This is a genomic window from Mediterraneibacter sp. NSJ-151, from assembly GCF_022487435.1.
Taxonomy (GTDB): domain Bacteria; phylum Bacillota; class Clostridia; order Lachnospirales; family Lachnospiraceae; genus Schaedlerella; species Schaedlerella hominis.
The window spans coordinates 1-23,431 of record NZ_JAKVPP010000019.1; the positions used below are offsets into that span (position 1 = coordinate 1).

Consider the following 23,431-nt stretch of genomic DNA (forward strand, 5'->3'; position numbering starts at 1 on the left):
TTATACCTCTACAGGCACAAAAAATCAAGAGTTACACATGTTTTGTATAACATGCATAACCCCCGATAAAATCTGATCTTTTTATGTTTTTAAAAATCCTTCATGAAACAACCCTGCAGGGACGGGGATGAACCAATGGGGACGGGGATAAGTGGCTTTTTACTTACGTAAAAAGCCACTTATCCCCGTCCCCATTGGTTCTTATCCTCTTTCCTTCTCAAAAAATCTTTTTTTCCATCCAGGAACATTCTTTTTTCGGATTACCGGTTCCGGTGCTGTTTTCTGATACCTGCAGATACTAAGCAGTAATCCAAGCAAAATATAAGAAGCCAGGATTCCTGATCTTTCCGTCCCAAAAAATGGACAGTAGATTCCCATCTCACCAACTCCACCCAGATTCTCTAAGATAAAAACAATTGCCTGAATCAGGAACAACGCCGTGCATCCTGTTCCCATCACCATTCCAAGCTGGTTCTTCTGATTTAACGAAATCTTGGCAAACCGAAGAATCAGAACTACCAGACAAAGAACCAACAGAATACCTGCCAGGATTCCGTAAGCAGCTACCACACTGGCAAGCAGATGGACTCTTCCGTCTACGTATGTCAGAAGTTCTTTAAACTGCGGATTGCCATGAAATGCTGAGCTTCCGGAAATCATTTCCCGAATCACATTGACTCTTGGGAAATCTACTGCATAATCACCGATCGAGAAAATAGCCGCTATACGCTCTTTCTGGTAAGCCATGCCAAAACACCAGATGCCTCCTGCAAGCAGTACCGGTATCAGAACAACAACTACTCCGATTCCCGTAAGTACTGCTTTTTTACAAACCTGAAACCAGCCTTTGTAAACAGCCGCCGCCAAAACCACACAATAAACCACTTCCAGTATCATTGCCGCGATCAGGCTCTGGCATCTTATGATCAGAAAATAAGACGGAATGATCATCCAGAGGATTGCCTTTAAAATTCCTCGGTATCCCTGACCTCTGTAACTATATAATACCGCTGCAAACAACGGAATTGTCAGCCAGAGCAAATCAATCAGATTCAATACAATATTTCCGAAAGGCATTATGATATATCTTGTTGTCCCATACATTTTCGCACCGGCGACCTGCAGTCCAATGAAAAGTAACACCTGATATGCGATCAAGATTGGTTTTGCATAAACCGCAATCCTCGTATAATCCATATAGCAAATGCCGATCATCAGCACAAGTCCGAGTAAAAGTGCCGGCAGTTCCAGAGATGTATGCCAGCTCGATGACGCTCCTACCCAGAACAATTCTTCTGTTTTTCCCGCACTCTGCTCAATACCTAAAACGGTCTGATACATAACACTTCGTAAAAGATAGCCTGCAAGACTTAACCCAACAATCAGCGCAATCATTCCCCACGCCATTGTCGGCCGGTGGATTCTGTCCATCTCAAGCCCGACTTCTACCGGATCTCCCATCTCTCGAATCGCAGCTTCTTCCGCTTCTGTCTGACCCATTCCCTCACCTAGGAATTCTGCTTTCTGATCCTCAATGTGATCATTGATTTCCTGTTCTATCGTCCCTCTTGCCATCTTACAGCGAATCTGTTCTGTTAATATATGCAAATACTCCTCTCGTCTCATCAAACCTCACCCCTTCTAACAAACCGCTACATTTAACACATTCACTACAGCTGATGAATAAATTTCCCACTCTTCTTTCTTCTCTGCTAAAACTTTCCTCCCAGTTTTCGTAATACTGTAATACTTACGGACCTTGCCGCCAACCTCTTTCTCATAGACCGTCAGATATTTCTTATCTTCCATCCCATGAAGTAATGGATATAATGTTCCTGCCTTTAATTCAAATACGTTCTGTGATTTCTCCCTCAAGGTTTCAATCATCTCATAACCATACATATCCTTTTCAGATAAAAGCTTTAATAACAACATTGTTGTGCTTCCTGATACCAGACTTCTGTCAACTGCCATAATACTTCCTCCTTCTGATTTTACGTTAACTGTATACGTCTTAACATTCCCACTGCGAAATGAAACTCATCTTGCAGTAGATGTATCGGTTATCTATATATCTTAGCCTGATTATATATCGACTATCTATATATGTCAATAAAAGAATCCTCAATTCTTTACATTTTCAATATATAAAAAACAAACAGGCAGTAATTGTAAGCTAGCAACAAAAAAAGACCAATGAATACAATCATTGATCTTTTCCTACAGTGAGCGTGCGGGGATTCGAACCCCGGACAACTTGATTAAAAGTCAAGTGCTCTACCACCTGAGCTACACGCCCATATTAAATTATTTTGATTAACCGAACTTGTATAATCGGCAAATTTTCTTTTGAAAAGGGTGGGTAGTGGGACTCGAACCCACGATATCCGGAACCACAATCCGACGCGCTAACCAACTGCACCATACCCACCATACCGAGCCTGGGGGGATTCGAACCCTCGACCTACGGCTTAGAAGGCCGTTGCTCTATCCAGCTGAGCTACAGACTCATATCATATTCCCCTTTTCTCTGGTTTCCTACGAAAATTCCGTAAGAAAAGCGGGTGATGGGAATCGAACCCACGTATCCAGCTTGGAAGGCTGGTGTTCTACCATTGAACTACACCCGCAAAGTCGGGGTGACAGGATTCGAACCTGCGACCTCCTGGTCCCAAACCAGGCGCTCTAGCCAAGCTGAGCCACACCCCGATATTAACATTTTTATTCAGATTTGCATCATTCTTATGAACTCTATGCCACAAATCTGGCTTAGTGCGGATGACAGGACTTGAACCTGCACGTCGTAAACACTAGATCCTAAGTCTAGCGCGTCTGCCAATTCCGCCACATCCGCATATCTCCTCTAATATGTGATGGAGAAAAAAATAGAACAAACAGCACACTGCTTGTTCCAGTGAGCGTGCGGGGATTCGAACCCCGGACAACTTGATTAAAAGTCAAGTGCTCTACCACCTGAGCTACACGCCCTCATAAAACTATCCTAATTATTCAGGTAAAACTGGGCTAGCTGGATTCGAACCAGCGAATGCAGGAGTCAAAGTCCTGTGCCTTACCGCTTGGCGATAGCCCATCAAAGACTTCTATCGACACCGCTTATTTAACTGGTGTTTCATCCATTCTTAAGAAAAGGGTGGGTAGTGGGACTCGAACCCACGATATCCGGAACCACAATCCGACGCGCTAACCAACTGCACCATACCCACCATACCGAGCCTGGGGGGATTCGAACCCTCGACCTACGGCTTAGAAGGCCGTTGCTCTATCCAGCTGAGCTACAGACTCATATCATATTTCCCTTTTCTCTGGCTTCCTACGGAACTCCGTAAGAAAAGCGGGTGATGGGAATCGAACCCACGTATCCAGCTTGGAAGGCTGGTGTTCTACCATTGAACTACACCCGCAGAGTCGGGGTGACAGGATTCGAACCTGCGACCTCCTGGTCCCAAACCAGGCGCTCTAGCCAAGCTGAGCCACACCCCGATATTGTGCTTTGTTTCCGTCTCATCCGTAAGACAAGAGTTATTATATTGCAAGGAAAAGGAAAAGTCAACACCTTTTTTTATTTTTTTTATTTTTTCTTTTGTGGTGTACCATGGTTGAAATATATGGAACACCGAGAAAATTTACTTTCCTTCTATCTAATGTATCTATATCCTGCTCTTTCATTCATCAAGCACGCGATAACGTACTGTAAGAAAACATCAGATATGTATTTCCCGCTGACGGAGTCTGACAAAAATTCATATCTGATGTTTCTTATAAGACCTTATCGCTACTTAATACCCTAAATATCAAGATAACGCTCTTCAAAATTCATCTTCCCATCCGGTTTCACATCAAGAAGCATATAACTTCCCTTTCTTCCAATCTGTCTTGGGTACGACAGACTTCCCGGATTAAGAAGCGTAATTCCATCTTTCTGTTCAAAATACGGTTGATGCGTATGCCCGAACATTACAATATCCGCGCCTCGCACCTTTCCTTCTTCGAGAATCTGCTCTTTTGTCATAGATACAGAATAATTATGCCCATGCGTAATAAATGCTTTTTTCTTTCCTATATAGAACTCATCCTCTCGTGGCAGCTGTGAAAAAAAATCATTATTTCCTGCCACAATATGTTTTTCACATTCTACTACTGCTTCAATATAATCTTCTCCACCCTCTACATCACCAAGGTGGATAAACATATCAATTTTGCCTGCCTCTTCCAGTGCCCGATCAAGATTGTAATGTTTTCCATGTGTATCACTGACAATTAATACTCTCATTCTGTTACCTTTCCGTATTTCTTTTCAATCACTTCACGCATTTTACGAAGTGCTTTCCCTCTATGGCTCAATTCATTTTTCATCTCCGGATCCATCTGAGCTGTTGTACATTGACACTCCGGATAATAGAAAATCGGATCGTAACCGAATCCATTTTCACCCATAATTTCATGTGCAATTCTTCCCTCAATAGTTCCTCTGGCTGACTCTACTGCCCCATCAGGGAACACAGCACAAATAACACATACAAAACGTGCAGTACGCTTCTCATCCGGAACGCCTTTCAATTTGTCCAGCAACAGATTATTTTTAATATCATAAGAAGTATCTTCTCCCGCAAAACGAGCCGAATAAACACCGGGAGCTTTATCCAGATAATCAATTTCCAATCCAGAATCATCTGCCAGAATAATATCATTTGGCAAATGTTTCGCAATTGCTCTTGCTTTAATCTCTGCATTTGCTTCAAATGTCTCTCCGTCTTCTACGATATCTTCCTCAATTCCTAATTCCTTCATCGAATAGATTGGCATTCCCAAATCTTCCAGTATCATACGGATTTCTTTCATCTTATTTTGATTTCCTGTTGCAAAAACAATTCTTCTTTCCATGTTTACGCCTCTCCTTCGTTCTTTACAGTACGTTTCGGTGGTCTTGGTCCAATAAACTGATAAAAATATGTCTTCAACATACCGTTATAAATCTTTCTATTCTTATCTGCTTTTCTTCCAAAATATCGTTCTGTATCTTCATAGCTTGTAATCATATAGGCAGACCAGCTATCCAGCTTCTGAAAACTTTCCCCAAATTCACTGTATAACTTCGGAAGTGCCTCTTTTTCTTCAAGACGCTCTCCATAAGGTGGGTTCGTAATTACAAATCCATATTTTTTCGGATGCCTAAGCTCACTGACCGGTCTTTGCTGGAAATGTATCAAATGTGCAACACCTGCATCTTCTGCATTTTGTCTTGCAGCACGAATCACATCTGCATCAATATCATATCCCTGAATATCCACTTCGATATCATCATTTACCAATTCATTTGCCTCATCAATCGTATCATACCACAGCTTTTTCGGAATCAGATTCGTCCAGCTTTCTGCTGTAAATGAACGATTCATTCCCGGAGCGATATTGGCAGCCATCATTGCCGCCTCTATTGGAAATGTTCCACTTCCGCAAAATGGATCTACAAGAATTCTGTCTTTCTTCCATGGTGTAAGCATGATCAATGCTGCTGCCAGCGTCTCCGTAATCGGTGCTTTACTTGAAAGCTGACGATATCCTCTCTTATGCAGAGATACTCCCGATGTATCAAGACCGATTGTCACAACATCCTTCATTAAGAATACACGCACCGGATAAGATGCTCCTGTTTCCTCAAACCATTTTTTATGATATTGTATTTTCATTCTCTCAACCATCGCTTTTTTCATAATAGACTGAATGTCCGATGGACTGAACAATTTACTTTTTACCGAAGCGGCCTTTGTAACCCAGAATTTTCCATCCGCAGGAATATAATCCTCCCATGGCAGGCTCTTTGTTTTTTCAAATAATTCATCAAATGTTCTCGCTTCAAATTCGCCAACCTTCAGCAAAATTCTTTCCGCTGTTCTTAAAAATACATTTGCACGGCAAATTGCCTCAGCATCTCCTATAAATGTAACCCTTCCATCTTCTACTTTTGAAATCTCATATCCAAGATCTATGATTTCCCTTTTCAGAACTGATTCCAGGCCAAAATGACAAGGGGCAATTAATTCTACTCTCTTCATTCGTTCCTCCACATCTAAATACATGCTTTTTTATGTGTGTTTATTTTGTTACTGTTCACTCCCAATGAACTGTAAACCCATTTTACTATAAAAAAAGGACATAGTAAAGATTTCGCTTTATTCCTTCACAACCTTTACCATGCCCTTATTCATTTGTTACTGTGAACAGTAACATCCATTTTACATTTACTTATAGGAAATCACACGCCAAGTCTCACGGATGTTCGACTTGGATCTGATTCTCTACCTAATAGTTATCTCTTACATCATATGCATTTTTGCTCTGTGTATTTGATGCATTCTTATTTTTGGAATTTACACTATTTTTACTCTGTGTATTCGATGCATTCTTGTTCTTGGATGATGTGTTACTTGTATTTTTGTTCTGTCCATCTGAAACATCATTTCTACTTGTTTTTGGGTCACTATAATTTTTTGTCATTGTTTTTTCCTCCTAAAATATTGGTACATTGCTATTATGTCTTTTTCCGCAAATATTATTCTCAACTTTATATATATCTTTTATTTTTCACTCTTTTTCCTTTTTTTCCATATTTTGTCAAACTTTTCATGTTTTACTTGCATTTTTGAAAACTGTATATTATACTTAAACTCGTAGAAAGTTCACTTTCTACAACCCCTTATTAATTATTTATACTCCCCTCAAAAGACCGATGGCTCCCCCATCGGTCTTTTATCGTTTGAACAAAGAATGTGCAAAGCACATTCTTGCACCTGCGGCGGTTGCTTGCGACACCTACATTGTACGCCGCAGTGTGCATCCTTAGCGGAGCGGTTTTTTATATTAGGAAAGTACTTTCCTAATTTCAAGAATGCCTCTGCATTCTTGCTGCGAGATGCGCGTCATGCAATGCATGACATACTTCTTCTGCGCATCTCTGCAATCCTGCCGGAGGCTATATCAGATGGGGGATTGACTCCCACCACTGATACTGATTTGTTACTCGCCACCTACAGAGGTGGGAGTCATCTCACATCTGATATAAAAAGCCCGGTATCGCTTCTTTCAAAGAAATACCGAACTTTCATGTGTTTCACTTTATTCTATTGTTCACGATCGGAGCCTTCCTATCAATCGAATAATGATCATTGCAATCAACAATGGTATCAAAACCGGTGCCAGAAAACTTACAATTCCGCTGATAATTGCTACCACCAATACAACAATCATCACAATAAATAAAATCAATAATAATTTCTTCCACCATGTATCAATTCCAAAAACATGAACATTTTGTCTGACATAGGAATCCTCTTGTTCCGGTTCCGAATAATAACTTTTATGTCCGGACTCATATACGATTTCCTCATCCGTGCCATCCGATGCAGCAATAATAGTTTTTGCAAGAATCCATGGATCCCCTAGCATCTGAAGCACTTCTTCCTCAGTCTTTCCCTTCTGCAGTTCTTCAGATATATATTGATTATAATATGCCACATTTTCCTGAACTACATGCTCCTGCACATTTCCTTGCAAAGCACTTCGCAGCTGTTCTAAAAATTCTGCTCGCGTCATATTTTTTCGCCTCCTTCACTTTCGTTTAGAATAACATACTCTCGTATGCTTTCCAATAAAAGTTTTCTTAATTTTTCATAATATCGAAAATGTTTTTCCAAATCTTTTTATCGAAAGCCTTCTTCCTGCGGTTCATCATACAACACAGCATTTTTTTCTTCTCCCTTAATTGATTTTTCTTTCATCTGCAATATTAATTTATCTCTCTGCTGGCGAAATACATTTGCCTGAATTGTCATAAATGTCCCATATCCTATTAATGATAATGTTATAATTCCCATCACTGCATATTTTCTTACCTGCTGCCCGCTTCGTTCTTTTATAACCGGTATGTCCCTCTTCACCTGCGAAAAATCATCATACTGCCTTTGTGCATTTTCTCCGATGCACTTATCTATTATTTTTCCTATCTGATATGTTTCCTTTCTGGTCAACGCAGGTTTAATCTCCGTATTTGCCATAATAAACTGAACTGTCTTCCCATATCCATATGAATCCATAGACACCTGCACATTCTGTTTCATCCGCACGATTGGCTTTACAAAATGACTTCTTACCGCCCGCTTCTGCAAATTTTTCATAACAAAAGCATTGCTTTCTGCCTCCAGATCCAATAGAAGCAATTTATCTTCTGCTGTCACAAGCACACTATACGGATTTAAGTAGCGATAGCCTTTATTATTTCTGCATCTTTGATATTGCTCTAATTGTACAACCAATTCCTTCAACCAGGAAAATAACATTGCTTTCTCAATAACAGGCTCTCCCCGTAGTCTTTGTAACAATAATTGTCCTTTCACGCAATCCATTGTTGGCCAGCATCTTCCTCCATGCTCCACAAAACGAATCACCTCATAATTTGCCTCGATGTTAATCTCCCCTTTCATATTCTATATCAATTGTTCAAACTTGAAATTAGCTCGAATAATAAGCAAGATTACTGCATTCAGTAATAGATTTTTAAAATGTTTAGACTGTACTATTCACATCATCTTGTAAATAGTCTTTTAATCTCAGACGAAAAGACTGAGATTTACGCTCCGTGAGGATGCGCAGTGATTTTGATAGGAATCTGTCAGCTTCGCTGACCAGAATCACGCGCCAAGTCTCACGGACGTTCGACTTGAATTTATAATCAGAGTATTTGTATCATACTTTATTTGCATACCTTTTGCAATCTCTTTCTATAAATTCGCATAGAAAATATACAGTAAATTCTTCTCAAAATCCCACTCAAAAATTTTTTGTAATTTTTTTATTTTTTCTATTGACAAAATCATTCTTATGCACTATACTAGTTTTTGTTGTGAGCGACAAGTTCAACAGCATGTGCGATTAGCTCAGCTGGATAGAGCGTCTGGCTACGGACCAGAAGGTCGGGGGTTCGAATCCTCTATCGCACGTATTTAACCGTCTCTTCGGAGGCGGTTTTTTTGTTACCATTCATACAATTTCAAGTCGAACGTCCGCTATTACTCACCGCCTAAAGAAGTGGGAGTCTTCTCGACTGAAATAAATAAAGAATGTGCCAAGGCACATTCTTTATTAAAAACTTATTCACTAAATCTCTCTGCCTGACTCTGGATCAGCTCTGCATCATCAAAATAATTAATCTTCATTGCAGCCTTCACTTCACTCAATGTCTGAGCTGCACGAGCTTCTGCTTTTTCACTACCTTTTTTAAGAATCTCATATACATATGGAATATCTTTCTGATACTCTTTTCTACGATTGCGGATTGGCTCAAGCTCTGCCTGAATTACATTATTTAAGAAACGTTTTACCTTCATATCCCCAAGACCACCTCTGGTGTAATGATCTTTTAATTCCTGTAAGCATGCATACTCTGGCAGGAATTCTTCAAAATACTCTGGTCTGCAGAATGCATCCAAATATGTGAATACTGTATTTCCTTCCAATTTACCCGGATCTGATACTTTAATATGTGTAGGATCTGTAAACATGCTAAATACTTTTTTCTGAATCTCATCCGGCTCTTCTGACAAATAAATACAGTTTCCAAGTGATTTGCTCATCTTTGCCTTACCATCAATTCCCGGCAGACGCAGACATGCCTGATTCTCAGGAAGTAAAATATCTGGCTCGATCAAGGTATCCCCATATACAGAATTAAACTTTCTTACAATCTCTTTTGTCTGTTCAAGCATCGGAAGCTGATCTTCACCAACCGGAACTGTTGTAGCTTTAAACGCTGTAATATCTGCTGCCTGGCTGATTGGATATGTAAAGAATCCAACCGGGATACTCGCCTCAAAATTACGCATCTTAATCTCTGATTTTACTGTAGGATTTCTCTGTAATCTTGATACTGTTACAAGATTCATATAATAAAATGATAATTCACATAATTCTGGAATCTGTGATTGAATAAACAATGTCACTTTCTCAGGATCGAGTCCACATGCAAGATAATCTAATGCAACCTCGATAATGTTCTGACGCACTTTTTCCGGATTGTCCGCATTATCTGTCAATGCCTGTGCATCTGCAATCATGACAAACATATCGTCAAATCCTCCCTGATTCTGTAATTCCACTCTTCTTCTTAAGGAACCTACATAATGTCCCACATGTAATCTACCTGTAGGTCTGTCCCCTGTCAACATAATCTTTCCCATTATTCTTTAACTTCCTCCTAGTAACTTTATTTCACAAATAATGTCTGGCGTACCGGCTTTCTGACCCCATTCGCCTCTGGTGCATATACAAACTGATACAATGTATATGCCATCAAAAATCCTGCCATAACATCAAGCACTGAATGCTGTTTTAAAAACATTGTCGCCATAATGATCAATGCAGTCAAAATATATGCCCCCATGCATATCGCTTTATGCTCATTTAACTTCTTGCTATTCTTGATTGCTATACACGCAGCAAGAGAATTAAACACATGAAGACTTGGGAATACATTTGTCGGTGTATCTGTCTGATACAACATCTTTACCAGATCAACAAATATATTATCTCTCTCAAATACAACCGGACGGATTGCAAGTCCATTCGGCATAATTGTTGATATGATCAAAAATATGGTCATACCCGCAAAACTAATCTTGGCAAGCTTATAGAATCCATCTACATCTGTAAAAAAGAAATACGCAAAAACTACAGCTATAAAAACAAACCATAGTAAATAAGGTACAATGAAATATTCAATAAATGGTATCTTATCATCAATTGGTGAATATATAATATGATATCCGCTTGTCACATGTGTCTCTAAATAATAGAACCATGATCCATAAAGCAGTGCATAGCTAAAAACCCAAGCATGTTTATATTTCTTGAAAAAATCCCCTATTTTTCTTTTTATGTTCATAACGAACGCCCCTTTTTAATACACAAATGGATTAATCTGCTCTTTTACTGCTAAAGATTATAGCATGATTTTTGCCCAACAACAAGGCGATTCATAAAAGCTTAACAATTCTTTTATACTCTACTTATCATCTGGAATTATAATTTTTACCTGTTTGTCAAGCAGCCCCGCTTTCAACTCACTTCCAATTGCAATCGGCTCTCCGTCTGCATGTATCGGAAATTCTGCTTCCATGCTGATTTCAACATTTTTACAACGGAATATATCAATTCCTTTTATTCCTACATGCTTCCCTTTAAATGCCAGTGGAAGTAAGAAAACAACTTTCCATCTCGGTAGTCCTGATACAACAATAACATCTAAATATCCATCGTCAACCTTTGCTTCCGGACAAAAGAAAAATCCTCCGCCTTCATATGGATGATTCATAGCTGCTACAAAGTATGTATTTTCAAAACTCTTCGTTTCTCCTCCATCCAGACACACACAAGCTCTCGTATGTGCATCTCTGAACAATCTGCGAAGTGCTACTGCCAGATAACTCAACTGTCCCAGCTTTACTTTATTCAACATCACTTTCAATTTAGAGACTGCTACCTGATGACATACCGCTGCATCAAATCCAATTCCGCTGCTGACCGCAAACCGATGCGTCATCTCCTTACAAGACATTACACCAACATCCATCAACACTCTTTTTTTCGAATTCAAAATGTTATTCAATGCCTCCTTCGGATCCGTAGGCAGTTTCAACGCTCTCGTAAAATCATTTCCCGATCCGGTTGGGATATATCCAAGCGTAACCTTTGAACAATCTCGAATTCCATTGATTACTTCATCCATCGTCCCATCCCCGCCAAGGACTATAATCGTATATTCTTTCTCATCTTTCGTCAATTCCGAAGTAATCTTCGTTGCCTCTTTTTCATACTTTGTAAATCTCACCTGATACTGTATTCTTCGTTTTTTCAGTTCCGGCTCTACCTGATTCCAAATCAACCCCCCACGTCCTGATTTTGATTTTGGATTTACAATAAATGTATATTCCACCCTTTCACCTCCAGAGCTTATTTCATCGTACTATCCAGATATTTTCCAAGAGATCTTCTCATATTCCCCGCAAAATCTGCTTCTCCCTTTCGTAAACACCATTCAAATACATTTCCTATTACAATCATTCGAATATCTGTCGTAAACTCTTCCAGCTCTACATTTAAATGAACAATACCTGCTACAATTGCTTTCTCTATATAATTCCGTACCGTAACAATCGGATAAGGTCTTTCTGTACGGCTCACCGGATTCAATGCCTGGTTCTTCGGATCATAATATCCGCTCATAAATTCCACGCCCAGCTCCTCACAATACTCTACATAGTTCAGATAAACTCTGATAACCGCAATTTTCGCCTCTTCCACACTGTTTGGCATATCCAGTAAATCCGGATTGATACTTGGCTGTTCTTCTATGTAATAAGATAACAGATCATCTTTTGTTTTGAAATGATGATAAAAACTTCCATTCGATACACCTGCTTCTTCGCAAATGTTCTTAATCGATAATTCTTCGTATCCTTTTTTCTGTAATATATGCTTTGCCGCCCGAAAAATCCTCTCTTTTGTCTCTTTCGATTTCTGCTGTTGTTTTCCGAGTTCTATCTTTTCATCCATGTCTATAATTCCCTTCTGACGACCACTGCTTATTTCTTTATTATAGTAACACAAGCTGCACTTTTATTCAAGAAAACAGAGTGTACTCTACAACTTTCATTTCACCTAAAATGCCTGTTCATAAAGTCTTGACAATCGTCTTAGTTTTCCATGATTGAAAGTGCATATTGTGTGTATGCCGAAAATGCTGTCGGAATAGGATATTTTCCCATAACTTCTTTTTTATCAGCAAATATCATATCCGTACGACATGTTTTTTCCAATTCATCAACAATGATCTCATATCCTGTCATATGCCATTCTACATGGCTGAAAATGTGTTTTGCATTTTCCAGCTTTTTGATGCGGACCGGCATCATACCAATGGATTTTGCATATTCGATAAGCTGCTTTCTTGTCAAATGTCCCTCCAGATTTGGAAATTCATACAAACCTGCAAGAAGTCCTTTTTCCGGTCGTTTTTGAATCGCGATTTTTTCTTCGTCTTTAATGATCAATATCGTTCTCTTCTCAATCCTTCTGTCTTTTGCTTTCTTCTTCACCGGAAGCTCCATCTGTACCGACTTTTGATTTGCTTTACAAAGTTTTGCTATCGGACAGATATCACATTTTGGTTCTCCGTTTGGTACGCAGACGATAGCCCCTAGTTCAATCAGGCCTTGATTAAAATCACTGGCTGCATTTTCCGGGATAATGCCCTCTATCTCTTCTTCAATGTGTTTTCTTGTAGATGTTTTCATGATGTCTTCATAACTTGCATGAAATCTTGAAATAACACGCAAGACATTTCCATCTACCGCCGGTTTAGGAATCCCAAATGCAAAGGAACTGATGGCCCCCGCCGTATAATTCCCAATCCCGGACAATCCTTTTATCTGTTCATAATCCTGTGGCATCTGTCCATTATACAGCTCAACGATCTGTACAGCTGCTTTTTGCATATTTCTTACTCTGTTATAATATCCAAGCCCCTCCCACAGTTTTAACAGGCGTTCTTCTGGTGCGTTTGCCAGTTCTTCTATCGTTGGAAATGCTTTGAGAAATGCTTCGTAGTAAGACTTCACAGCTTCTACCCGTGTCTGCTGCAGCATAATCTCCGATACCCATATATGATAGGCGTTTGCCCCGTTTCTCCAAGGTAAATCTCTTTTATTATTCTGATACCATTCTACGATAAGCGGTACGGCTTTTTCTAAATTATTACTTTGAGAAAACTCTGCTTCTTTCACTTGATTTCGTTTCATTTTATTCTATGTCTCTTTCTATTTCGTTTATCTCCACATGCACACTGCTGTGAAACAAAAATGCCAAACATTTGACTTTAATGCATCTTAACACAGTTCCCGGTAAAATAGCAACAAGACAGTTCCTTTACCAGAAACTGCCTTGCAATATTTTTAAAAATATTTTATTTGATTTATAAAATTTTGGATAAGAATTCTTTTAATCTCTCATCTTTCGGATTTCCAAAAAACTCTTCCGGTGTTCCCTGCTCTTTTATCTGTCCTGCATCCATAAATATGACACGAGTTGCAACTTCCTTCGCGAATCCCATCTCATGTGTAACAACAGCCATCGTCATCCCTTCATGTGCCAAAGCCTTCATCAATTCCAGAACTTCTCCAACCATCTCCGGGTCAAGTGCTGATGTAGGTTCATCAAACAGCATTACATCCGGCTTCATTGCCAATGCTCTTACGATGGCAATACGCTGCTTCTGTCCACCGGATAAATGTGATGGATATGCGTTTGCTTTCTGTTCCAATCCAACCCTTTTGAGCAGATCCATTGCCTCTTTTTCAGCTTCTTCCTTGCTCTTCTTTAATAATTTAATAGGCGCAAGTGTGATATTTTCAAGAATCGTTTTATGTGGAAACAAGTTAAAATGCTGGAATACCATTCCCATCTTCTGACGATGTTTATTAATATCTGTCGCTTTGCTTGTAATGTCTACTCCTTCAAAATAAATATGTCCGCTTGTCGGAACCTCAAGCAAGTTTAAAGAACGCAGAAAAGTAGATTTTCCCGAACCGGATGGTCCGACAATAACAACTACTTCCCCTTTGCTGATTGTCTCAGACACACCGTTCAAAGCATGAAGATTATTTGCATACACTTTATGCACATTATCAACTTTAATTAATACATCTCCTTTAGTGGTCACTGTTTCTCAGCCTCCTTTCCAGCAAGTTCACACATTTTGTAAATACCATTACCATAACAAGATAGATCAATGCTACAGCAATCAATGGCATAAACGCATCATAAGTACGGCTTCGAATAATATCGCCACCCTTTGTCAGATCCTGCAATGCAATATATCCTGACACTGAAGTTTCTTTTAATAATACGATGAACTCATTTCCCAATGCCGGCAAAACATTCTTGAATGCCTGTGGCATAATAATGTAAAACATGGTCTGTGCATAGTTGAAACCAAGGCTGCGTCCTGCTTCCATCTGTCCATCGTCAATTGACATTATACCAGAACGGAAAATCTCAGCTACATAAGCGGCTGAGTTGATTCCGAATGCCATAATTGCAACCAACACTTTACTAATCTGTGTACTTCCAAAAATTACAAAATAAATGATCAATAACTGTACAACAACCGGAGTTCCTCGAATCACTGTCAGATAAATCTTACATATCAAGTTTAAAATTTTTAATTTACCTGTTTTATCATAAGTAGCTCTGATCATTGCAATTAAGAATCCAAATGCAATTCCTATCAGCACCGCAAAAAAGGTGACTTTTAAAGTAACCACCAGACCATCTGCCAGGTACTTCCAACGGTCATCTGTTATAAAATTCATTATGAATCTTGTTTTCAAATCTGCCATAAGCCCCAACCTTCTCTTTTATCGCTGATTATTCAGCATTTGCATTGATATATTTGTCAACGATTTTATCAAATGTTCCATCTTTCTTCAACTCTGCAATTGCATCATTTACTTTCTCAGTAAGGTCACTTCCCTTTTTGAAGCAGAATGCATAAGCTTCTTCTACGTACTCAGTATCCAGAATTTTAAGACCTTCATTCTCTTTTACAAATGTCTGTGCCGGCTGATCATCAATGATAACTGCATCGATCTTGCCCTGCTGAAGTGCCTGTACAGCCTCAACACCTTTGTTATAACGCTCTACATTTTCATCGCCATAATCATCTGATGAATAAAGATCTCCTGTTGTTCCAAGCTGAACTCCGATTTTCTTTCCTTCCAAATCTTCAGGCTTTGTAATGTCACTATTATCTGCTGAAACAATAATCACCTGACGTCCTGTGTAATAGCTATCTGAGAAATCAACCTGTGTTTTTCTCTCATCTGTAACTGTAATACCTGCTGCTGCAAAATCTGCTTTTCCACTCTGGACAGCCGGAATAATAGAATCAAATGCCATATCTTCAATCGATAATTCTGCTCCAAGTTTATCTGCGATTGCTTTCGCAAACTCAGCGTCAATACCTACAATCTCGTCTCCTTCATAGAATTCATATGGTGGGAACTCTGCATTTGTTGCCATTACAAGCTTATCCTTGCTTTCGCCTTCACTGCTGTCTGAACTTTTATTGCTTGAACCACACGCTGCCATAGAAACTACACACATTGCTGCTAATACAACACTTAATACTTTTTTCTTCATCTTTAACTTCCTCCTAGAATCTATTTCTTTTGCATAACCATACATAATATCTTACATATTCTATCATATTTATACAGGATTTCAAGTATATATACAAAATTATTCTCAATTAGTTGTATATTTTCAAAAAAAACAAGAGACTATTGAAATTTTATATCCCAATAGCCCTTTATAAATCATGTATTCACTTTTATGCAAGTAACGCGGAAACTGTAAAATATAAGAATACAATTACTCCAAGTACGATTCTATAATATCCAAATACTTTGAAATCATGTTTTTTAATATACTGCATCAAGAATTTAATTACAAAGATAGATACGACAAAAGAAACCACGCATCCTAACAATAGTAAAAGGAACTCCTGTCCTGTAAATGCAAAACCAAACTTAAGCATCTTCAGAAGACTCCATCCAAACATAACCGGAATCGCAAGAAAAAACGTAAATTCTGCTGCCACACTTCTGGATGCTCCAATGATCAATCCACCCAAAATTGTTGCACCGGATCTTGATGTTCCCGGAATCATCGCCAATACCTGGAACCCTCCGATTGCCAGAGCCATCGGGATCGTAAGCTGTGAAAGCTTTGTTGCCTGTGGTGTAACACCTTCATGCTTCTTCTCAATTACAATAAATAAAATACCATAAATGATCAGCATCGCTGCAACAACATACGCATTCATAAAATGCTCATCCACAAAATCATCAAACAACAATCCGATGACCATAGCCGGAAGCGTTGCAATAATTACCTTGATCCACAACTGAATTGTCATCATCTTCTGTTTTTCTGATTTCTTAGCCGAAAATGGATTCAATTTATTAAAATAAATCAATATAACTGCCAAAATCGCTCCAAACTGGATCACTACATTGAACATCTCTACAAATTCATGCCGTAAACTCAGCTTCACAAATTCTTCTACCAGAATCAAATGTCCCGTACTACTAATCGGAAGCCATTCTGTAATTCCCTCAACAATACCTAAAAATATAACCTTTAATGCTTCTAACATGCTTCTCCTCCCCCGAGAACATATTTCACAATCGCTCTGGCTGCACCATCTTCATCATTCGTTCCCGTCACATAATCTGCATTACACTTCACTGCTTCTTCCGCATTGCCCATCGCAACACCAACTCCAGCTTCTGTGATCATCTCTATATCATTATCGCCATCACCAATTGCCATAATCTCTTCCCGTTCAATTCCAAGCATCTTACCTAATGCAATCAAACCTTTTCCCTTATTTACACCGGCTGCGTTAATTTCTATATTGTATTTTAATGAACTGACGAGGTTCAAATCTTTACACTCGCTTAGTTCTTCCCAGGCCGCTTTCCTCTCTTCCATATCCGCAAATAATGCCTGTACTTTATCGAGATTCTCTTCTCTGGAATAAAATAATTCCCAAATATCAGGAACTGCAATTCTGGATGCACGTACATACTCCCACATGTTACAATCTTTGTGATATCTTTCTACATGAGCCAGTTTTTCATCCTTCGCATATCCCTGTCCGTCAAAATAGATCTCTTGTAGCGTATCATATTTCTCAGTGATTTCCAATGCTTTTTTTGCACTTTCTTTCGATAATAAATGTTCGATCAGTATTTCACCTGTCGCTGTATCCAGAATCCTTGCCCCATTCGCTGTAAGTGCATATCGCATCCCCGGAAATTCTCTCAATTCCAATGGTACACCTGTAAACGGCCGTCCTGTCGCTACCAGCACATGAACACCTTTGTTTATTGCCTTTGCGATTACTTCTTTTGTAAACGGAGTCAGTTCTTTTCTGGAATTTAATAATGTTCCGTCCAGATCCAGCCCCACCATCTTAATTTGCATCGTTCTATTTCCTTCCTTGTTCACTGCCCCTATTGTATCAAAATTTGCTTAATTCTGCAATTTATAGTATACTATACAGATGAAACTTTTTTGAACAAATTTTCATTGAACTTAGAAACAAAAACCAGAAAGGATTTTATTTATGAATTTGCATACAAAACGCAGGCTCAAGGCCGGTGTAGCTTTGCTTTGTTCCGCCACAATGACCTTCTCACTTGCAACTCCATATAGCTTTGCCGATGAGAAAGAAACTTTGGAAAATAAAACCTCTGATCTGCAATCACAGCTGGCAGGGATCAATCAAGATCTTCTCAAGATCAGCGATGAGATTTCTGATACCCAGATGCGCGTGACTATTGTAAACAGTGAAATTCTTCGAAGTGAAGATGAGCTTGCTATTTCTCAGCAGAACGAAGATCAGCAATATGAAAATATGAAATCACGTATAAAATATATGTATGAGAACGGGAACTCAAACATGCTAGAATTATTATTTTCTGCTGAAAGCATGAGTGACTTTCTGAACAAAGCTGATTTTATTCAAAATATCAGTCAGTATGATCGTGATATGTTAAGTGAACTTCAGAATATTCATGCAGACATTGAAAACCAGAAAATGGCTCTGCAGAACCAACAAGATTCTTTAAATAATTTAGAAAATGAATTACAACAACAGCAGGCCGCACTACAGCAAAAGGCTGATGAAACTTCTACCGACCTTGCTCAATTTCAGGCACAGCTCCAACAGATTCGTGAGCAGGAGGCTGCAAAAGCCGCTGCCGAAGCCGCAGCAAAAGCTCAGCAGGAAGCTGCTGCAAAAGCTCAACAACAAGCACAGGCATCTGCTAATGCTTCATCATCCGGCAATACTACGAATAACAGTGGCAGTGCTAATTCCGGAAACTCTAACTCAGGAAGTTCTAACTCCGGTAACAATGCTTCCGGCGGCTCAACAAACAATAGTGGAAGCAGTGCCAATAAATCGGATCTGGATTTATTAGCTGCCATTATTCAGTGTGAAGCATACCAGAACTATGACTCACTTTTAGCAGTTGCTACAGTGATTATGAATCGTGTATACGATTCACGATTCCCTAACAGTATCAGCGGTGTTGTTTATGCAGCAGGACAATTTGAACCTGCATTCTCCGGCCGTCTTGAATACGTTTTAAATGCCGGACCGACATCCCTTTCATATCAGGTTGCGCAGGATGCAATAAATGGTGCAAGGCTTGCAGAAGTTGCAGACTGCTATTACTTCTTATATGCAGGCACCGGTCATTCCGGAATTAATATCGGTGGAAATGTATTTTTCCCTAGCTGGTAATTTATACATAATCACAATTTAAATTAAATCTATTACTGACAAAAAAGGTTCCGCAGTTCATGTGAATTGCGGAACCTTTTTAATCTTTATTCCTACTGATAATCTACAACATCAATCCATTTCATAAGGAATTCTTTTTCTAATTCATTCTCCTTCGCCAGCTGAGCTGCTGCAACGATTGGAAGCCACTGTTCTACATACTGTCTTGCAGTATCACTCTTCTTACAATAAATCTTCATATACAGATCAGCTTTTTTCTGGTCTTTCAATGCAAATAATAAATATGTCATAGCGGCATCTGCACCTGCGTTACCCTGTGTTGCGTGTGCCCAGTCAACAATTGTCATCTTACCATTCTTTCCATAAATCACGTTCGATGGATTGAAATCCCCATGACAAAGCTTATCATGTTTCGGCATACTTTCCAGTCTGGTCATCAGTTCGTATCTTGTCGTTGCATCCAAATCTTTCAGTCCATTGATCTGGCTTGCCAGCTTATCTTTTAATTTATTTAATCGAGGCGACTTTTTGCTATGAACTTCCAACTGCAGATTTACAAAATCTTCCATATATTTCTGCAAATTCTCTTTATCAGATTCCATCATCTCTTCAAGAGTTGTTCCATTCTTGTATTCAATAAGCAGAGCCCACTTTCCATCCACTTCAGATACTTCTTTAATCTTTGGAATATCAAGTCCTGTTGCTTCTACTCGCGCTGTATTCAAAGCCTCATTAAACACATCTGCTTTCGGATGATCCTTCTCAAATATCTTAACAATTCCTTCATCACATTTATAAACCTCTTTGTAGGAACGTTTTACGATTAATTTTTTGTTTTCAAGTTTCATAAGCCATGCCTCCTATTTATAAATTGATTCCCTATAACTGTTCTGTATCTTTGCAGTTATATTTGGTTTTTTCTTAACTTGGTTTTATTATACTACAACTTTTCTGAAAACAAAAGACTTTTTAAATATTTTTTAACAATCTTTTTTCTCATTAAATAATTGTCTAATAATTAACAATAATTATGTTTTTGCTTTATTTTTAATTGAAACAAAGAATGTGCCTTAGCACATTCCTGCGCCTGCGGCGGTCGCTTGCGACACCTACATTGTACGCCACAGTGCGTATCCTAAGCGGAGCGTTTTTTTGTATATTAGGAAAGTACTTCCCAATATACAAAAAAGAAGTACAGCACTTATTGTGCTGTACTTCTCTTCGGAATATATAATCTGTCTAGGCAAAGATATTATTTACCATAATAGCATTTCAGATAGATTTCTTTCATTTCTTTCATCAATGGATATCTTGGGTTAGCTCCTGTACACTGGTCATTGAATGCCTGCTCTACCATGTCATCCAATGTATCAAGGAAGTATGTCTCATCAATACCATAATCTTTGATTGTTTTCTTAATACCAATCTTATCTTTGAGTGCTTCAAGTTTAGCAATGAAGTTTTCAAATACTTCTGCATCTGTATTTCCTGTACATCCTGCAAAACGTCCTAATTCAGCATATCTTGCAAGTGCGTGTGGATACTGATACTGTGAGAATGTTCCCATCTTAGTTGGTACTTCTGCTGCATTGTATCTCATAACTTCTGTCAGGATTACAGCGTTAGCAACACCGTGTGGTAAGTGGTGGAATGCTCCAAGTTTGTGAGCCATTGAATGGTTCAGTCCAAGGAATGCATTTGCAAATGCCATACCTGCCATACAAGAAGCGTTTGCCATTTCTTCACGAGCCTTAGGATCATTTGCTCCGTTATCGTATGCTGATGGAAGGTTTTCAAATACCATCTTAACAGCTTTCATAGCAAGACCATCTGTGTAATCTGTAGCCATGATAGAAACATAAGCCTCGATAGCATGTGTCATTACGTCGATACCTGATGCGCTTGTCAATCCCTTAGGCTGTGTCATCATATTGTCAACATCTACGATTGCCATGTTAGGAAGCAATGCATAGTCTGCGATTGGCCATTTTACACCTGTTTCTGCATCTGTGATGATTGCAAATGGTGTAACCTCTGAACCTGTTCCTGAAGATGTAGGAATTGCTACAAAGTAAGCTTTCTCTCCCATCTTAGGGAATGTAAATACTCTCTTACGGATATCCATGAAGTCCATAGCCATATCTTCAAAGTTTGCTTCTGGATGCTCATACATTACCCACATAATCTTAGCTGCATCCATTGCTGATCCACCACCAAGAGCGATGATTGTGTCAGGCTCGAATGCTCTCATCTGGTCTACACCTTTCTGAGCACACTGTAATGTTGGGTCTGGAGCAACTTCAAAGAAGCATGTATGCTGAATTCCCATTTCGTCTAATTTTTCTTCGATTGGAGCTACATAACCATTTTTGTATAAGAATGAGTCTGTTACGATGAATGCTTTCTTCTTGTTCATTACTGTTCCAAGTTCATCAAGTGCAACTGGCATACATCCTTTCTTGAAGTATACCTTTTCAGGTGTTCTGAACCAAAGCATATTTTCTCTCCTCTCAGCAACTGTCTTGATATTGATCAAATGTTTTACTCCAACGTTCTCAGATACAGAGTTTCCTCCCCAAGAACCACATCCCAGTGTAAGTGATGGTGTCAGTTTGAAGTTATAAAGATCTCCAATTCCTCCCTGTGAAGAAGGTGTGTTGATCAATACACGACATGTCTTCATTGCAGCTGCATGTTTTGCAATTTTTTCTTTCTCTGCCGGATGAACATACAGTGATGATGTATGACCATATCCACCGTCAGCTACAAGCTGTTCTGCCTTAGCAAGTGCTTCATCAAATGTTTTTGCTTTATACATAGCAAGTACTGGAGATAATTTTTCATGAGCGAACTCTTCTGAAATATCTACTGATTCAACTTCACCGATAAGGATCTTTGTACTTTCAGGAACTTTCACACCTGCAAGTTTTGCGATCTCGTATGCTGATTTTCCAGGAATCTTGCTGTTTAATGCTCCGTTAATAATGATTGTCTTACGAACTTTATCGAGTTCCTCACCTTTTTTAAGGAAGTAGCATCCACGATATTCAAATTCTTTCTTAGCTTCTTCGTAAACACTTTCAAGTACTGTTACTGACTGCTCTGAAGCACAGATCATACCATTATCAAATGTTTTTGAATGAATAATTGAGTTAACAGCCATTCTTACATCTGCTGTATCATCAATGATTACTGGTGTGTTACCAGCTCCAACACCAAGTGCAGGTTTTCCTGATGAATAAGCTGCTTTAACCATTCCAGGACCACCTGTTGCAAGGATGATATCTGCATCTTTCATAACTGTGTTTGTCAGTTCAAGTGATGGTGTATCGATCCATCCGATAATTCCTTCTGGAGCTCCAGCTTTTACAGCTGCCTCAAGAACAACTTTTGCTGCTGCAATTGTACATGCTTTTGCTGCTGGATGTGGGCTGATGATGATTGCGTTTCTTGTCTTCAAACAGATCAAAGTTTTGAAAATTGCTGTTGAAGTTGGGTTTGTTGTAGGAATTACTGCTGCTACCAATCCGATTGGTTCTGCAACTTTTTTAATTCCGAATGCTGGATCTTCTTCGATTACTCCGCATGTCTTTGTATTTTTATAAGCATTGTAAATATACTCTGCTGCATAATGATTCTTAATTACTTTATCTTCAACGATACCTCTCTGAGTCTCTTCTACTGCCATCTTAGCGAGTGGTATACGCTGTTTATTTGCTGCCATAGCAGCTTCATAAAAGATTTTATCTACCTGCTCCTGACTATAAGTTGCGAATACTTTCTGTGCTTCGCGCATTGCTTTCATTTTTGCTTCAAGTGTTTCTACACTATCTACGATCTCAGGTACTACAACTTCTTTTTTCTTTGCCATTTTGATTATTCCTCCGTAATTGAACGTCTCTTTCTTAATTACAAATACAGTATAACTTCTTGTTAAATATTTGTCAATGTATATTGTGTTAAATATTTAACGTTAATTTCTTAACT

At 38.9% G+C, this 23,431-nt stretch carries 20 protein-coding genes, 13 tRNA genes and 1 pseudogene; 2 read left to right on the forward strand and 32 right to left on the reverse strand.

The genetic code is table 11. The annotated features are described in order from the left end of the window. Positions 1-201 precede the first annotated feature (201 nt). The 20 genes from LQE94_RS14630 to LQE94_RS14725 all read right to left on the reverse strand — a co-directional run bounded on the left by LQE94_RS14630 (position 202) and on the right by LQE94_RS14725 (position 8,495). Positions 202-1,626, reverse strand: a complete 1,425-nt coding sequence (locus LQE94_RS14630; protein ID WP_240578073.1) for a permease prefix domain 1-containing protein — start codon at positions 1,624-1,626, stop codon at positions 202-204. Between the two features lie 15 nt (positions 1,627-1,641). Further along, positions 1,642-1,974, reverse strand: coding sequence for a PadR family transcriptional regulator (locus LQE94_RS14635; protein ID WP_240578042.1), 333 nt, complete (start codon positions 1,972-1,974; stop codon positions 1,642-1,644). A 252-nt stretch (positions 1,975-2,226) separates the two neighbouring features. Next, positions 2,227-2,299 (reverse strand) — tRNA-Lys (locus tag LQE94_RS14640). A 58-nt stretch (positions 2,300-2,357) separates the two neighbouring features. Next, positions 2,358-2,431: transfer RNA gene (locus LQE94_RS14645), tRNA-His, on the reverse strand. A gap of 5 nt (positions 2,432-2,436) precedes the next feature. Beyond that, a tRNA-Arg gene (locus LQE94_RS14650) sits at positions 2,437-2,510 on the reverse strand. 49 nt (positions 2,511-2,559) lie between these two features. Beyond that, positions 2,560-2,630: transfer RNA gene (locus LQE94_RS14655), tRNA-Gly, on the reverse strand. A 4-nt stretch (positions 2,631-2,634) separates the two neighbouring features. After that, positions 2,635-2,709, reverse strand: a tRNA-Pro gene (locus tag LQE94_RS14660). 64 nt (positions 2,710-2,773) lie between these two features. Continuing rightward, positions 2,774-2,854: transfer RNA gene (locus LQE94_RS14665), tRNA-Leu, on the reverse strand. A gap of 61 nt (positions 2,855-2,915) precedes the next feature. Continuing rightward, positions 2,916-2,988, reverse strand: a tRNA-Lys gene (locus LQE94_RS14670). A gap of 31 nt (positions 2,989-3,019) precedes the next feature. Continuing rightward, positions 3,020-3,091: transfer RNA gene (locus tag LQE94_RS14675), tRNA-Gln, on the reverse strand. 59 nt (positions 3,092-3,150) lie between these two features. Then, positions 3,151-3,224: transfer RNA gene (locus LQE94_RS14680), tRNA-His, on the reverse strand. A gap of 5 nt (positions 3,225-3,229) precedes the next feature. Next, positions 3,230-3,303 (reverse strand) — tRNA-Arg (locus LQE94_RS14685). Positions 3,304-3,351: 48 nt separating this feature from the next. Beyond that, positions 3,352-3,422, reverse strand: a tRNA-Gly gene (locus LQE94_RS14690). A gap of 4 nt (positions 3,423-3,426) precedes the next feature. Continuing rightward, a tRNA-Pro gene (locus LQE94_RS14695) sits at positions 3,427-3,501 on the reverse strand. A gap of 304 nt (positions 3,502-3,805) precedes the next feature. After that, positions 3,806-4,291 carry a metallophosphoesterase family protein gene (locus LQE94_RS14700; RefSeq protein WP_117990146.1) on the reverse strand — a complete coding sequence of 162 codons (486 nt, stop codon included), beginning with the start codon at positions 4,289-4,291 and terminating at the stop codon, positions 3,806-3,808. Continuing rightward, positions 4,288-4,902, reverse strand: a complete 615-nt coding sequence (locus LQE94_RS14705; RefSeq protein ID WP_117990145.1) for an XTP/dITP diphosphatase — start codon at positions 4,900-4,902, stop codon at positions 4,288-4,290. Before LQE94_RS14705 ends, LQE94_RS14700 begins: the two co-directional genes overlap by 4 nt. 2 nt (positions 4,903-4,904) lie before the next feature. Beyond that, positions 4,905-6,071, reverse strand: coding sequence for a THUMP domain-containing class I SAM-dependent RNA methyltransferase (locus LQE94_RS14710; RefSeq protein WP_022075044.1), 1,167 nt, complete (start codon positions 6,069-6,071; stop codon positions 4,905-4,907). 247 nt (positions 6,072-6,318) lie between these two features. Further along, positions 6,319-6,513: a hypothetical protein gene (locus LQE94_RS14715; RefSeq protein ID WP_118725070.1), complete on the reverse strand. Its 195-nt coding sequence runs from the start codon at positions 6,511-6,513 to the stop codon at positions 6,319-6,321. A gap of 630 nt (positions 6,514-7,143) precedes the next feature. Beyond that, complete coding sequence (locus LQE94_RS14720) at positions 7,144-7,608, reverse strand: DUF1700 domain-containing protein (RefSeq protein ID WP_240578043.1); 465 nt, start codon at positions 7,606-7,608, stop codon at positions 7,144-7,146. A 107-nt stretch (positions 7,609-7,715) separates the two neighbouring features. Further along, positions 7,716-8,495: a hypothetical protein gene (locus tag LQE94_RS14725; RefSeq protein ID WP_022074485.1), complete on the reverse strand. Its 780-nt coding sequence runs from the start codon at positions 8,493-8,495 to the stop codon at positions 7,716-7,718. Positions 8,496-8,937: 442 nt separating this feature from the next. Here LQE94_RS14725 and LQE94_RS14730 point away from each other — a divergent pair. Beyond that, positions 8,938-9,011, forward strand: a tRNA-Arg gene (locus LQE94_RS14730). A gap of 150 nt (positions 9,012-9,161) precedes the next feature. Here LQE94_RS14730 and trpS read toward each other — a convergent pair. The 10 genes and pseudogenes from trpS to LQE94_RS14780 all read right to left on the reverse strand — a co-directional run bounded on the left by trpS (position 9,162) and on the right by LQE94_RS14780 (position 18,117). Beyond that, positions 9,162-10,247, reverse strand: a complete 1,086-nt coding sequence (gene trpS, locus LQE94_RS14735) for a tryptophan--tRNA ligase (RefSeq protein WP_240578044.1) — start codon at positions 10,245-10,247, stop codon at positions 9,162-9,164. 26 nt (positions 10,248-10,273) lie between these two features. Continuing rightward, positions 10,274-10,951 carry a phosphatase PAP2 family protein gene (locus LQE94_RS14740; protein ID WP_240578045.1) on the reverse strand — a complete coding sequence of 226 codons (678 nt, stop codon included), beginning with the start codon at positions 10,949-10,951 and terminating at the stop codon, positions 10,274-10,276. A gap of 120 nt (positions 10,952-11,071) precedes the next feature. Beyond that, complete coding sequence (locus LQE94_RS14745) at positions 11,072-12,001, reverse strand: diacylglycerol/lipid kinase family protein (protein WP_118737262.1); 930 nt, start codon at positions 11,999-12,001, stop codon at positions 11,072-11,074. A gap of 17 nt (positions 12,002-12,018) precedes the next feature. Further along, the gene (locus LQE94_RS14750) at positions 12,019-12,621 is read right to left on the reverse strand and encodes a TetR/AcrR family transcriptional regulator (protein WP_186865308.1); all 603 of its coding nucleotides are present in this window, start codon (positions 12,619-12,621) and stop codon (positions 12,019-12,021) included. A gap of 140 nt (positions 12,622-12,761) precedes the next feature. Then, positions 12,762-13,817 (reverse strand): annotated as a pseudogene (gene mutY, locus LQE94_RS14755) (A/G-specific adenine glycosylase); the annotation flags it as partial. Positions 13,818-14,038: 221 nt separating this feature from the next. Beyond that, a complete protein-coding gene (locus LQE94_RS14760) occupies positions 14,039-14,785 on the reverse strand; it encodes an amino acid ABC transporter ATP-binding protein (protein WP_118725076.1) in 747 nt (248 codons plus the stop codon). Further along, a complete protein-coding gene (locus tag LQE94_RS14765; protein ID WP_118725077.1) occupies positions 14,775-15,464 on the reverse strand; it encodes an amino acid ABC transporter permease in 690 nt (229 codons plus the stop codon). Before LQE94_RS14765 ends, LQE94_RS14760 begins: the two co-directional genes overlap by 11 nt. Before the next feature lie 28 nt (positions 15,465-15,492). Continuing rightward, positions 15,493-16,266, reverse strand: coding sequence for a basic amino acid ABC transporter substrate-binding protein (locus LQE94_RS14770; protein ID WP_240578046.1), 774 nt, complete (start codon positions 16,264-16,266; stop codon positions 15,493-15,495). 190 nt (positions 16,267-16,456) lie between these two features. Next, positions 16,457-17,284 (reverse strand): undecaprenyl-diphosphate phosphatase, encoded by an 828-nt coding sequence (locus LQE94_RS14775; protein ID WP_022074476.1) that lies wholly within the window; start codon positions 17,282-17,284, stop codon positions 16,457-16,459. After that, positions 17,278-18,117 (reverse strand): Cof-type HAD-IIB family hydrolase, encoded by an 840-nt coding sequence (locus LQE94_RS14780; protein ID WP_240578047.1) that lies wholly within the window; start codon positions 18,115-18,117, stop codon positions 17,278-17,280. The genes LQE94_RS14775 and LQE94_RS14780 overlap by 7 nt, the downstream gene beginning before the upstream one ends. A gap of 142 nt (positions 18,118-18,259) precedes the next feature. On the opposite strand from LQE94_RS14780, the gene LQE94_RS14785 reads away from it, so the two are divergent. Next, on the forward strand, positions 18,260-19,444 hold the full coding sequence (locus LQE94_RS14785; protein WP_240578048.1) for a cell wall hydrolase: 1,185 nt from the start codon (positions 18,260-18,262) through the stop codon (positions 19,442-19,444). Positions 19,445-19,536: 92 nt separating this feature from the next. Here LQE94_RS14785 and LQE94_RS14790 read toward each other — a convergent pair whose 3' ends face one another. Then, a complete protein-coding gene (locus LQE94_RS14790) occupies positions 19,537-20,292 on the reverse strand; it encodes an aminoglycoside phosphotransferase family protein (protein WP_118725081.1) in 756 nt (251 codons plus the stop codon). Between the two features lie 404 nt (positions 20,293-20,696). Beyond that, positions 20,697-23,315, reverse strand: coding sequence for a bifunctional acetaldehyde-CoA/alcohol dehydrogenase (gene adhE / locus LQE94_RS14795; RefSeq protein WP_240578049.1), 2,619 nt, complete (start codon positions 23,313-23,315; stop codon positions 20,697-20,699). Positions 23,316-23,431 lie beyond the last annotated feature (116 nt).